Source organism: Arthrobacter sp. B0316-5-4 (assembly GCF_059090325.1).
Map to the genome: position 1 here is coordinate 21,616 of NZ_JBNHFN010000007.1, position 12,412 is coordinate 34,027.

General features: G+C 57.3%; 9 protein-coding genes and 1 pseudogene. 3 read left to right on the top strand and 7 right to left on the bottom strand.

Translation table 11 applies throughout. The features are described 5' to 3' along the window. Positions 1-57 precede the first annotated feature (57 nt). Positions 58-1,521, top strand: coding sequence for a phenylacetaldehyde dehydrogenase StyD (gene styD / locus AC5RU9_RS20145; protein ID WP_494017877.1), 1,464 nt, complete (start codon positions 58-60; stop codon positions 1,519-1,521). Positions 1,522-1,569: 48 nt separating this feature from the next. On the opposite strand, the pseudogene AC5RU9_RS20150 reads toward styD, so the two are convergent. From AC5RU9_RS20150 to catA, 4 genes and pseudogenes are all read right to left on the bottom strand, one after another. Beyond that, positions 1,570-1,960, bottom strand: a pseudogene (locus AC5RU9_RS20150) (IS3 family transposase); the annotation flags it as partial. A gap of 1,272 nt (positions 1,961-3,232) precedes the next feature. Then, on the bottom strand, positions 3,233-5,089 hold the full coding sequence (locus AC5RU9_RS20155) for a glycoside hydrolase family 15 protein (protein WP_494017878.1): 1,857 nt from the start codon (positions 5,087-5,089) through the stop codon (positions 3,233-3,235). Positions 5,090-5,280: 191 nt separating this feature from the next. Beyond that, complete coding sequence (locus AC5RU9_RS20160) at positions 5,281-5,565, bottom strand: winged helix-turn-helix transcriptional regulator (protein WP_494017936.1); 285 nt, start codon at positions 5,563-5,565, stop codon at positions 5,281-5,283. Positions 5,566-6,508: 943 nt separating this feature from the next. Continuing rightward, positions 6,509-7,357, bottom strand: a complete 849-nt coding sequence (gene catA / locus AC5RU9_RS20165) for a catechol 1,2-dioxygenase (RefSeq protein WP_494017879.1) — start codon at positions 7,355-7,357, stop codon at positions 6,509-6,511. Between the two features lie 482 nt (positions 7,358-7,839). On the opposite strand from catA, the gene AC5RU9_RS20170 reads away from it, so the two are divergent. After that, complete coding sequence (locus AC5RU9_RS20170; protein ID WP_494017880.1) at positions 7,840-8,106, top strand: hypothetical protein; 267 nt, start codon at positions 7,840-7,842, stop codon at positions 8,104-8,106. An 80-nt stretch (positions 8,107-8,186) separates the two neighbouring features. Here AC5RU9_RS20170 and AC5RU9_RS20175 read toward each other — a convergent pair whose 3' ends face one another. From AC5RU9_RS20175 to hpaC, 3 genes are all read right to left on the bottom strand, one after another. Beyond that, entirely contained in the window at positions 8,187-9,617 is a 1,431-nt protein-coding gene (locus tag AC5RU9_RS20175) for an MFS transporter (protein WP_494017881.1), read from the bottom strand. Positions 9,618-9,715: 98 nt separating this feature from the next. Beyond that, positions 9,716-11,035, bottom strand: coding sequence for an amidase (locus AC5RU9_RS20180; RefSeq protein ID WP_494017882.1), 1,320 nt, complete (start codon positions 11,033-11,035; stop codon positions 9,716-9,718). Continuing rightward, the gene (gene hpaC / locus AC5RU9_RS20185) at positions 11,032-11,550 is read right to left on the bottom strand and encodes a 4-hydroxyphenylacetate 3-monooxygenase, reductase component (RefSeq protein ID WP_494017883.1); all 519 of its coding nucleotides are present in this window, start codon (positions 11,548-11,550) and stop codon (positions 11,032-11,034) included. The genes AC5RU9_RS20180 and hpaC overlap by 4 nt, the downstream gene beginning before the upstream one ends. 224 nt (positions 11,551-11,774) lie before the next feature. Here hpaC and AC5RU9_RS20190 point away from each other — a divergent pair, with 224 nt between their 5' ends. After that, complete coding sequence (locus AC5RU9_RS20190; RefSeq protein WP_494017884.1) at positions 11,775-12,395, top strand: response regulator transcription factor; 621 nt, start codon at positions 11,775-11,777, stop codon at positions 12,393-12,395. Positions 12,396-12,412 lie beyond the last annotated feature (17 nt).

Here is a 12,412-nt window from a genome sequence, read left to right on the forward strand (position 1 = left end):
AGACGAACTGGACAGATCTTATGCTCCATCGGTCAATTTTGGAAGAAGGAAGTACTCATGACGATCCAGGTGCAGGAAACGGTGCAGCTGACACAGATGCTCATCAATGGAGATTGGATTGAAAGCGCAGGGGGCACGTTTGATGACCTAAATCCAGCTACCGGAGAGATTTTGGCAAAAGTAGCATGTGGCGGCTCGAAAGACATCGATCAGGCCGTTGCGGCTGCCCGGTCAGCTTTCAACGGGGCTTGGGGAAGGACATCTGGCGCCCAGAAGGGGCATCTCCTCAACCGGCTTGCAGATCTCGTCGAGCGCGACGCGGAGCACCTGGCATTGCTGGAAGCCCTCGACATCGGCAAGCCTGTAAGTCAGCCGCAGATTCTGGATGTCCCGAACGCTGTAGCTGCTTTTCGATACTTCGCCGGCTGGGCTGACAAAATCAAGGGGGAAACAATCCCGACATCGGGATACATGGGGCAAGATACATTGTCCTACACAGTCCGAGAGCCATTAGGAGTTATCGGCGCGATAGTCCCCTGGAACAGCCCCCTGATGATTCTGGCGTGGAAACTTGCGCCGGCCCTGGCAGCAGGCAACACCGTGGTCGTCAAACCCCCGGAAGACGCACCCCTGTCTGTCCTCCATCTAGGTTCACTTTTTCGTGAGGCAGGGTTCCCCGACGGTGTTGTTAACATTGTTCCGGGATTTGGAAAGACTGCTGGTGACGCACTGGTTCGGCACCCCGATGTTAACAAGATTACTTTTACAGGAAGCCCGGCTACGGGCAAGGCGGTTCAGATCGCCGCAATTGATACCTTTAAACGCGTAACTCTGGAACTCGGCGGAAAGTCCCCTCATCTGATATTTGCCGACGCGGATATCGAAGCTGCCATACGTGGGGCAGCTGTGGGCCTGTTTTTTAACCAGGGTGAGGTTTGCGCCGCGGGCACGAGGATTCTCGCGCACCGCTCTGTTTATGATCGCGTGGTAGCTGGACTGGCGGCCGCAGCCGACGGCCACGTCATGGGAGATCCGCTAAAGCCGGAGACAACGATCGGCGCGCTCGTGAACAAGAAGCAACAGGAAACCGTTCTGTCCTACATCGAAAAAAGTAAGGAAGAAGGAGCTCGATTGGTAACGGGAGGTAACCCCGGTGCGGGCAGCGGATACTTTGTCGAGCCCACCGTATTCGCGGATGTAACTGAGAATATGACTATCGCTCAGGAAGAAGTCTTCGGCCCTGTGGGGGCTGTATTCGCATTCGACACGGAAGAGGAAGCCATTGGAATTGCCAATGGGACCCGATACGGGCTCGCCGCCAGCGTTTGGACAAAAGACGTTTCCCGGGCACATCGCGTAGCTGCAAGACTCCAGTCTGGCGCCGTATGGGTAAACGCCTGGGGTGCCATTGACCCTGCACTTCCTTGGGGTGGAGTGAAGAGCAGTGGCGTAGGACGAGAACTAGGATGGGCTGGCATTGTGGCCAGCACAGAAGAAAAGGTCGTCACAGTCGTGATGTAAAACATCTTCGTAAACCGGGACTGCGCCGGCTTTTGTTGACTCGGGGTCTTAGACGGCGGTGAGCGGGGCCCGGATGATAGGTTCATATTCGATTTCGGAGTGAGTTTCCTCGTTGTCGGCGCCGGTGGTGGTAGGCCCGCTCGATCCAAGTCGTGATGGCCAGGCGTCAGGCGCAGGTCTGCCCAGTGAGCCATCGCAGACGGTCAAAGACATTCTTTGCATCATTTCGAAGAATGACTCCATCGCGGCGTTGTCCGTGCACGCCAACCCTGCCGATCTAGCCGGTGACCCGGTGGTGCCGGAGCGATTCGAGGAAGCGGCAGGACCTGATCTGGAATCGTCGGTCCGGGCACGTCGTCCTGACAGGACGACGTGCCCGGACTGCGTTTCTTCAGAGCTGCGACGGCCCTCGAGGGCTTTACCGCGAGTCCATCGAGTATCAAGTGATCGTTCCGGAAAAGACGTTCGGGGAAGCCCAACTCGCAGTTGTCAGCGGCGAGCAGGGCCGCCGGATCAGTGAAGCCCATGCCGAGGACCACATCGTCGGCTCTGGGCATAGGTGAATTCTTTAGCTGAGCGAGGAAATTGCTATGCCGGCCGCGAAGAATCTCCACTTGATGCGTAATAAGCGACCCCATAGTTTTGAAGCAGACTCGATCGATGCCCGGATTCACTGCGAAGGACAAAGAGATGACAAGGGAAGAAGCATACGCGCGCTGTTCCACTGACTCATACGTAGAGTTTTACGGGGGGCAATGGTTGATTGTCCCCTTTGCGCCGGTGGAGCAGCCTTCTTTTTTTACCTGCGTACCGGCCCGTACTTCGCCTGACCAATAAGCGCCTGGCCAATAAGCTTGAGCAGCTAGGTGTGGTCCTCGGACTAAGTCTTGGCACATAACCAGGTACGCGCATTGTGGTACTGGAGGTTAGCGGCGGCCCTCAGCTCGTCCTCGGCAGAGGGTGTCCGTATCGTTGAGCAGCTGCTGCGGCTTTCGCTTCCGCCAAGGGTGCCATGGAGGCCAGTAGGCAGCCCAACCACCCAGATGCCCTTAGGCGGGGAGAACAAACACGACGAGGACCGGTCAACTAGCTTGAAGTCAAAAGCTGGGTAACCATTCGTGCGGTGCCAAGACGGGCAGACCATGCACAGACCGGTTTCCGCGCTCACTATTTCTACATCAGCATGACTGATGCATTTCATCCAATTTAGCTGAACCTGTGCGCCTCGATCTCACGGAACTCGCTGCCAGTGCCTTCGTTGGTCGAGCGCATATGCCTCCTTCCCGGCAGGTAATCCGGCCCCCCGAAAGTGAGCAAAGCCATGACTTGGACCCCGCCCATAAGCTCCTCCTCAAGCCTGATGTACAAACGACCCCTCGACAGGCCGGTTTTGGACTGGAAGGAACTCCGGCCTGGCGAAGACGTTGTAGTGGTCGACCGGCGAGGCATGCTCACACCTGCATTCGTAGACACTGTCACTGACGACGGAAGCATGGTGTGGTTGAAATCTCTGGGTTTGGAGCACAGAACTCTGTACCTCAGAACAGAACCAATCGTGATCCACCGGATGCACTAGGCAGGGGTGTTCGCTACTTAGTGCATGCTGGGTCCAGGTTATCAATTGTTTCAGGGCAGCCTGAGCAGGTAGCTAAGGGCTGACTCCCTGCCTGCCCTGACCCTGAAGTATTCCCGAGGGTGAGTTAGCTTGTTCCTACTTTGATCCTGGTTCCTCCGATGCTGTGCCACTGGACTGTAACGAGTTAACAGCTAGTGAGAGGCGGTCGACCCCGTGCATAGCGTCGGCTGCTCTTACCAGGGTCAGGTGTGAGAATGCTTGGGGATAGTTGCCGGCCATCCGTCTTTCGGCTGTTGCGTACTCTTCGCTCAGCAGGCCGAGCTCGTTGGCGAGCCCTACGAGTTTGTCCATCAAGGTCTTCGCCTCGATTTGTCGACCCGTGCGCGCATACTGCTCCACTAGCCAGAATGAGCACGCGAGGAATGGATGTTCGCCCGGCTCCAGACCGTCTACGCCACTTTCCGTTCGGTATCGCAGCAAAAGGCCGTCGTCGGTAAGGAGTTCCTGTTCCAGCCTGGCAACTGTACCGAGCATGTGCTTGTCGTTGTAGGGGAGAAAACCGACCTGCGGCATGACGAGTAGTGCCGCGTCTGTTTGCCGTCCGCCATAGGTCTGGGTGAAGGAGTCGATGCTCCGGTCGAATCCGTCGCGCATGATCTCTTCGCGCAGCCGGTCGCGGAGGTGTTCCCACTTCTTGGCATATCCGGGTAGGCCGTGGATTTGTACCGCTCGGATCCCGCTGTTGAACGCGGCCCACATCATCACCCGGGAGTGGGTGAAGTACTGTGCATCGCCGCGCATCTCCCATAGGCCGAAGTCCTTGTCATCAAAGTGTTTTTCTACGAATCCCAAGAGTGCCCGCTGCAGGGCCCAGGAGAAGTGGTCTTCTTTGCCTCCGGCCATGCGCAGTTTTTCCAGAGCCACCATCACCTCGCCGACAACATCAGCCTGGAACTGCAATACTGCCGCGTTTCCAACGCGGACGGGCTTGGAGTTTTCATAGCCAGGGAGGTGATCGAGTTCGCGTTCAGGGAGTTCCCGCTCTCCCCCTACCCCGTACATAATCTGTAGTTGCTCGGGATCGCCGGCCAGGGCGCGAAGGAGCCAGTTGCGCCACTGCAGTGCCTCGGTTTCATAGCCGTGGGTCAGCATCGATTCCAGCGTCAAGGCCGCATCGCGCAACCAGCAGTACCGGTAATCCCAGTTCCGTGGCCCACCGAAGTCCTCCGGTAGGGACGTCGTGGGCGCTGCGACAATTCCGCCTGTTTCAAGATGCGTAAGGGCCCGCAGCACTAACAACGAACGCTTCACTGCACTCCCAAAAGCACCGTCCTGCCGCGCGTTGCTTCCCCAACGCCTCCAATACTCAGTAGCATCTTCAAGCGCTACATCGACGTCAGTTGCTGCTGGCAAGGGGCGGTGCGAGGGGAACCACGTAAGTTCGAAATCCACCGTCTGACCCTGCGAAATGAGGAACTCTCCCTCGTGCCCATGTGCATGTGCTTGCGGTAGATGAGGTCCCCGCATAGCGAAGGCATCCGGCCCAGCCATGGCCAACAGAATAGGCGCCGCCGACGACCCACTGTCGCGGACACGACTCACCCAAGGCAAGACCGTTGAATATCCTGGCCGGATCCGAAGTTCCTGGTGCATTTCCACGCTGCCGTTCACCCCGGTAACCCGGCGGATAAGGGACGAACCGTTTTCCCCCAGCGGCATGAAATCGGTGACGAGGACCTTTCCGCCACTGGCCTTCCACGTGGTCTGGAGCACGAATGTTGATTCGACATAGCCTCGGTGGACAACGTCAGCACCTGATTCGCTGGGAGCCAACGACCAGTATCCGTGGTCTTCCGTGCCTAGGATTCGGCTGAACACCGAGGGTGAGTCGAAGCGGGGGAAACAAAGCCAGTCCACGCTGCCATTCCGGGAGATAAGAGGGCCCGTTTGGAGATCCGACAACAACGCATAGTCTTCGATGAGTGCAGCCATGCCCACACTTTTTCACATTTAGGTCCCGACCGCCGCATGTAAATTTTGGTCGGTGCGGCACCGCAAGGTCCTTCTATTCCTCACCGGAATCCGGTTCACCTCGCAATGACTCTTGCAGCATGCGGACTGCTGAAAACCGACAGAAACTGCAAACGGATACGTTTGCGTCGCGGAGATCGGCAGGGATCCACTCAACAGCAGCGGCCAGAGGGTTTGGACCAAGCTTCAGGGGGTACGGCTCGTATGGAAAACGCTGTCAGTGTGTCGTCTGACACGGCCATGGGCACTGACCGCCCCCAGTGGTTCATAGCCCCCAGTATCGCCTCCAACTGGCGTCCGCGCCGGGTTGGTTCGTAAAACATCCTCGGCAGGATTTCCGGATTGGAAGTACGTGTCACCAGTTCGTGGTCTTCGAACCTGCGCAGGAGGTTCGTCAGCGTGTGTGCACTGATACCGGGCAGCTCGTCCGGGTTCACTCCTTGCTTAAGATTCCAGCGCGCCCGGAGCAGACGCTCGTCATTAACGGGTTTTTCACTTGCTGCCCCGGTGCCCAATCAAGATGTTCGGCATCCCTCTCTAGTATGCGGGTGCCAGGACCGCCGGGGTGCAGGAATATGGCATTGTCAGGAGCGTTGGCAAAAGAGTGATTGTCATCCAACGTGAGTCCCTTGGCAGCAACCGCGGGCTTCCCGTCCTTGGACACCATCGACCGCAAACCATCTTCGGGAAAGCTCTTAGTCCAGTAAGACTGCACTTCCAGGGGCCGACAGCACTTACCTCTTCGACGCCGTCAGAGAGGAAATTCCAGTGTTCCGTGTCATCCGGGGTCGGCTTTAGTCATCATTGAGTCACCGGTGCAACGTCTGTTCTGGCTATGGAATGGTCAGAGGCGCCTGATAGCGAACGTATTCTGCCGGCTGCGTTGTCGGCGCCTGCGAGTAACTATTGGCGCTATTGGAATCGGGCAGCGGACCGAACACTTTGCCGCCCAGTTGGCTGGTCTTCATGAGATAGGGGAGGTACTCATCTGCGGACAACATCATTCTCGATGATCATGCCGAAAGGGACAGTGGGTGAAACGGCGACGGAGAAATGATCGAAACCGTGGCGCGTGACTATGACACCAGACCGTCGAGTACCTTGATCCGTCATAGCAGCTCTTACCGCTTTGTTCAGACTGTCGTCCATCTCGGCTTTGCTTCGAACCCGGAAATTTGCGACAACTTGCATTACTTGTCCTTTTAAGTGGGGGTCTTGGGGGCAGCGTAACTATGGGATCAGGCTAGGGAAGAAAATCACTAACAAGGGCGGCGGATGGGCTCATCAGAGAATGCACGCATTCAATTGCTGCCAGCACGTGGTCTCCCCTGATTCAAGGGAAGACCACGTCTGCACCATTTTGCTTGCTGTCAGGTGTTGCTATTTGGCAGATGCGAGGACGAAGTCGTAGGTGACCTGCCTGCCTGATCCGTCCTTCTTCTCCTGCGGGTCAAGGATCAGCTCTGGCTTGACTGCCGAAGCGACGTCATCAGTAAGATGCTTGTCGGTGTTGAAGTAGAGCTGGGTGGTGATTAGCTGGTGGTTATCCGCGCTAACTTTCAGGTGCAGGTGAGCGGGCCTCCAAGCGTGCCACCCGGCTGCTCTGATCAGCTTTCCGCTGGGGCCATCGGTTGGGATCTCATAGGCCGCTGGCTGCACCGTATGGATTTCGTAACGCCCCTCGTCGTCCGTTAGGAACGTACCGCGGAGGTTCCATTGGGGAATTCCAGGGGCGAACTGCGAGTAGAAGCCCAAAACGTCGGCGTGCCAAATCTCCACTTTTGCACCAGCAAGTGGGCGCCCATCTACACTGGTGACTTTGCCCTGCAGGACCAGTGGTGTTCCCCGCTGATCCTCGTTCATAGGAAGCGCACCTGGGTTTGCTAAGACCGGCGCGTCGGGCACATAGTACGGGCCCTCAATGGATCCGGTGCTTCCTTCGCTGTTTTCGTTTGCTACCTCCTCAACAGCATGCTCCACCCAGACATCCAGGAAGAGCGGCCATTCTCCAGTTTCGCCTACCTCGATCAGCCAGCTCTTGAGGGCATTGAACTCCTCGTATGTGACTTTTTCTTCATGGATGATGTTGACGATTGACTTAATCGCGCGCGAAGCTAGCAGGCTGACGCGATCGGTGGCGACCTCAATGGAGGCGCTTTTGTCAGCCTGGAATCGCTTGGTTGCCTTCGCTCCGGAATCAGCGGCCGTTGCCTGGATTTCTGTGGACATGGTTTTCCCTTCGTTATGGCTGGTTCGAAAGTGGGAGCTAACCGGCCTGTTTCTCTGCTTTGAGTGGGTGAGGGCGGGAAACTAGTGAACTCCCGCATTCTTTTTGGTATAGAGATGAGTTCGACAATCCTTGGGCATTTTTAAGTTGAATTGCCAGTTGTTTTGCCACTAAGTTTTATATGTCAATGTTGAAACTCTCCAAAGCTGCAGTTGTCATGATTTTGCTGCCCCGGGAGTAACTAAATATCTGCAAGCCGACTAGAAGTATGCGTCGCTAAGTATGCGTCGCTGCGATCTGTCGCAGCCGGTCACCTAGGTACACAGTGCCGCTGGTGTGTCGATGATTCATCCCTTTCAATTTTCAAGGGGGAGCCAGAGAATCAAAAGACGAAGTTTCACTGTGCGATGTAAGGATTTCTCTCCTTTCGCTACAGGGAAATCCGTCGTAGCGTTCGGAAGAAACGAGACCAAGGAGGACGCTGATGCGGCAACGGAATTTCCATCGCATGTTTTTGACCTGCTACATGGACACATTTGGCTATGGCTGGCACCACGTGGACCTGTTCGTTCATGATGAGCAAGGACTTGAGGTGAACTGGGTTCATTGGCAGGTTGATGAGGATGGGCCAATGGCGGCTGATGCCGTCACTGCATTGGTCGAGCCTGAGCTGAAACGCATCTCTGAGTGGCAGCACGGACTGAGTGCCAACGGCATGGAGTACTGGACGGCCGACGCAGCCTGGCGTTAGACGCACAAGTAAATAGGCACGCGAAATAAGAGTGGCTCCGCTGGATTCCAGCGGAGCCACTCGTCCTAGTGAGATGTTTTTCACTTGCCCGCCGGGTCAGCACTCTCATCGGTCATGGCCGTCGCATATTTGCGCTGCAGTATCCGTCCTGTGCGGTCGGGGTTGAGGAAGAAGACGGACAGGATCCCGGCGACCAGGAGAAGCGCGCCCAATACGCCGAATGACTGGTTCACTCCGGCGGTCATGTTCGAGATCATTTCGGCTGTGTCCTTTTGCCCGGGGCTGGGGGTTCGGTATCCGGCGTTCTCCATGAAGAGGCCTATGGCTGTCGGCGAAATGATGGCACCAATAGAGGCGATGCCTCCCAGAGTGGCCATGAGGACCGGCCGTTGCTTCGGTCCGACTGCGTATGCCATGGCGCTTGGCGCCATTGGGTAGACGCAACAGCACCCGGCAGCGACCGTCAGGAGTGCCACTGAGGCCGCGCCCGTTGTTGAGGGCAAGAGCAGAAACGACACGCCGGCAATAGTAAGGGACACGCCGAACGGTATACCCATGGCCCTATGGACGCTGACTCCGCGCCGCATCAGGTACCGGCCGAGGATTCCTAAAGACAGTAGGACGGCGGCTCCGAAGAGCCACGGGAAAGTAAAGAAGATGGCGACTGTCTCGGGAGGGAGGTTTACAACTCCTGCCAGGTACTTGGGCGACCAGGTCGTCAGGAACCCCTGAGTCCAAAAGTTTGTAAATCCTGCAAAAACAGCCACTACGAAGGACCCCGCGGTGAGGATTGCTCGCCAGGGAACCCGCTTTTGGAGGTCAATTCCTTCAAGCTTGTAGTGTTCGGGGGAAACGTTTGCCGAAGCCTCCGTGACAGCAACTGCCTCCGCCTGCAGGTCGAAAGCCTTATCTGATGTTCCGGTTTTACGTGATTTGGCTCGTTTGCCGGCGTAGGGGCCGTCAGCTCCTAAGATGAACCAAGCAACCGTCCAGAGGAGCCCGATGACTCCCAGCACTCCGAAGGCCCACCGCCAACCGAAGTTGACGATGACGACGGCCAGCAGAGGAGCTGCCACCACGGGCCCCAGTGTGGAACCGATGGCGATTAGGTTGCCGGGTAAGGACCTGTCCGCGGGGCGGAACCAGGAATGTGCTGATGAAAGTGAAATGGCGGTTGCTGGTCCTTCTGCGCCGCCTAGAAGAATCCTGGTTACCAGCAGGACTGCTGCGCCGCCGCCCAGGAGCATCGGAAATTGGAGGATCGCCCAGCTGAGGCCCATGGCGAGAAGTACCCATTTGATAGGGACTTTTCCTGCCCAGATTCCCAAGAGTACGGATGCTATGGCGTACAGGAAGAAGAAGGCGCTGCCGATAAAGCCAAATTCGACTGTGCTGATACCCAGGTCAGGGATCGCTTGTTGGGCCACGAGGCCAAGGACGGCCTTGTCGGCGAACGCGATGATCTGGAAAAGAATGAGCATGCCTGTGATCAGCCACGCCCGTCTGTTCATGCGGCCGTTTTGGACCGCCTCCGTCAGCGATCCTGGTTTTACGGTTGGGGATGTCATATCTACCTCTCGGTGTCGGGGTGAGTGAGAAAGCAGTAGTTCTACTGCCCGTGGGCCAAAGCTGGTACGAACGGATCCCCGGCAGAGCCGCGGAGGGCGTGTTCTATACGTTCACCGATGTCGAAAAGTTGCGGCTCCCGGCCAGGGATGCCGATGAGTTGCAAACCAAGGGGCATTCCGGAAGGGCTACGTAGTCCAGGTATGGTCAGCACGGGCAGGCCCATCGCCTGCCAAGGGCGGCTGAGGACAGGACTTCCTGTCGCGTCTATGCCGTGCGGTGCCGGGCCCAAGGCAGCAGGGCCTAGGACCGCGTCGAATCTTTCCAGCAGTGCCAGGACTTTGCGGCTGGCGCGGGCAACGCGCTCGAGGGCGGCACGGTACTTGGTCTCCGTAATACCTCGGCCGGTGTGGAGGAGATCGACAAAAGGTAGGCTCAGGGCCTCGAGATGGTTGAGCTCTTCGATGCGCTCGGTGGCGGCTTCTGCGGCCATGATGATGCCATGGTCTGTGGCCAAGTTGCGGACAAGGTCGTCATCTGTCCACTCGGTGAGGTGGATTTGATGGGCGTTGCCGAGGAGTGAGGACGTGTGTTGCAGGGCTGCCCTCATATCGGGTGTCAGTTCATCCAGACCGCTGCCGTTCCAGAGCAAGAGATCCACCGGGGTCCGGTTGTCTTGTGATTCGCTTGGCTTGTGCCCGCTGAGGGCGTTCCAGGCATAGTGCAGGTCTGTTACGCCGCTGGCAAGTAGACCGAGAGTGTCCAGGGATTTGCTCAGTCCGGTAACGCCGTTCATCGAAAATTGTCCTTGTGCTGCAACGAAGCCTGCAACACCGCAGTAGGAGGCGGGGCGGGTTAGTGACCCGGCGGTTTGTGTTCCGATGGCTAGTGGAACCGTGCCGGCCGCGACGGCTGCTGCTGAACCGCTGGATGAGCCGCCGGGGGTGTGTTTGGTGTTGACGGGGTTACGGGTCGGGCCCGGGCTGAAGTACCCAAATTCCGTTGTGACGGTCTTACCAAGGATCACTGCGCCGGCCTCCCGCAGGAGGCGGACGCAGTCTGCATCCGCCTCAGCAGGAACACCGCCTTTCAGCCGTGACCCGCACCCCGTCGGCAGGCCTTGGACGTCAATGAGGTCTTTCACGGCCACGGGAACGCCCCACAGCGGCCCCTGTGGGCCACCGGCAGTTTCAAGGGCGGCGGCTTGCCTGACGGCGCCCTTCTTATCGACCTTCACCCAAGCCCTGATTGACCCTTCAATATCTGCAATGGAATTGAGGCTGTCCGTGACCGCATCACGGGGGGTGATGATCCCGTTCTGGAGTTTGGCCGTAAGTTCCAGCAGGCTCTTGTGGGTGTTCAAACTCCGACCAGCTCGGGGGTTACGGAAAGGCGATGAAACTGCCTCTTAAAGTAAACGAGGCTGTCACGCTCTTCCTGGACTTCGATGCGTTCAACCCGAACGAAGATCACTGAATGAGATCCTTGGGTGGTGTGGTCGCTGATTCGGCCGACAATTTTCACCAGTGCGTCCCTCAGTACCGGCACGGTTCCGGCGTTCCTTTCCCAGATGTCCCATCCGAAGCGTTCCTCCATCGGCACCTTGGTTGCACCTGAGAAGTGGCGGGCAAGTTCCTCGTGTTCGCCACTGAGGACGTTGATGCAGATCTCGCCGTTATTCTTGAAGATGTCGTGTGTGGCACTGCTCTGGTTTACGCAAACGAGGACGGTGGGCGGCGCATCCGTGACAGAACATACCGCGCTGACAGTAATGCCTACCCTGCCGTGGGGGCCGTCCGTGGTGACCACGTTAACCGCTGCCGGCAGGTGGGCCATCGCTGAGCGGAAATTCTTTTGGATCTCGGAAAGTTCGGGCATTTCATTTCTCCAACCGCCGTGACCGGGAACCGGTCGTTCGTGAATTCCTATAAAACGAACTTAGGGTGATTCCCGGCTAATGAGTATTGCGATTTGCCCCAGCATGCTTTAGCATTCGCCTTAGATAAATAGGTGACATCTTTACGTGCTTCTTCGTTGACTACCGGGTTGCGGGCTGGGTAGCTTCAAAGAAGCCCATTTCCCCCTTGGCAAGGTCGTCATCCATGGATTTACCCGAAGCTCTCGTCTATATCGTTGACGATGATCAGGAGCTATGCGACTCACTCTCGTGGCTGCTGGAGTCGGTAAACATCAAGTCACGTATCTACAACGACGTGGCCACGTTCCTTGCCGAATACGATCCGGAACTTCCGGCATGCCTGGTGCTGGATGTGCGGATGCCTAGAACTGGCGGGTTCCAGTTGCAGGAGACTTTGAATCAGGTTTCCTCGCCGATCCCCATCATCTTCGTATCGGCACATGGTGACATACCAATGTCGGTGAAGGCATTGCGGCAAGGTGCGATGAACTTCCTGGAAAAGCCGTACGATCCCCAGCACATGTTGGATGTGGTCCAGGAGACTCTGGACCTCGCTCAGGTGCGTTTTGAAGCTGACCGCGGCAGACGGGAAATCAAGAAACGCATTGCCGGTTTGACTCCCCGGGAGCGGGAAATTCTCGCTTTAGTCATCGAGGGCCTGCCGAGCCAGAACATTGCCCGAAGACTGGGCACCAGTGTGAAAACGGTTGACGTGCACAGAACCCGGATCAAGGCCAAGACAGGGGCAGACAGTATTGCCACTCTCGTCCGGGACATCCTGCAACATGATCTACCAGTGAACTGATCCGGGGAGGGCGGCCA

Coding starts and splice junctions, on each gene's coding strand:
- AC5RU9_RS20190 (WP_494017884.1), top strand. CDS start 11,775: ATGGATTTACCCGAAGCTCTCGTCTATATCGTTGACGATGATCAGGAG.
- catA (WP_494017879.1), bottom strand. CDS start 7,357: ATGTCCACAGAAATCCAGGCAACGGCCGCTGATTCCGGAGCGAAGGCA.
- AC5RU9_RS20170 (WP_494017880.1), top strand. CDS start 7,840: ATGCGGCAACGGAATTTCCATCGCATGTTTTTGACCTGCTACATGGAC.
- styD (WP_494017877.1), top strand. CDS start 58: ATGACGATCCAGGTGCAGGAAACGGTGCAGCTGACACAGATGCTCATC.
- AC5RU9_RS20175 (WP_494017881.1), bottom strand. CDS start 9,617: ATGAACAGACGGGCGTGGCTGATCACAGGCATGCTCATTCTTTTCCAG.
- AC5RU9_RS20155 (WP_494017878.1), bottom strand. CDS start 5,089: ATGGCTGCACTCATCGAAGACTATGCGTTGTTGTCGGATCTCCAAACG.
- hpaC (WP_494017883.1), bottom strand. CDS start 11,550: ATGCCCGAACTTTCCGAGATCCAAAAGAATTTCCGCTCAGCGATGGCC.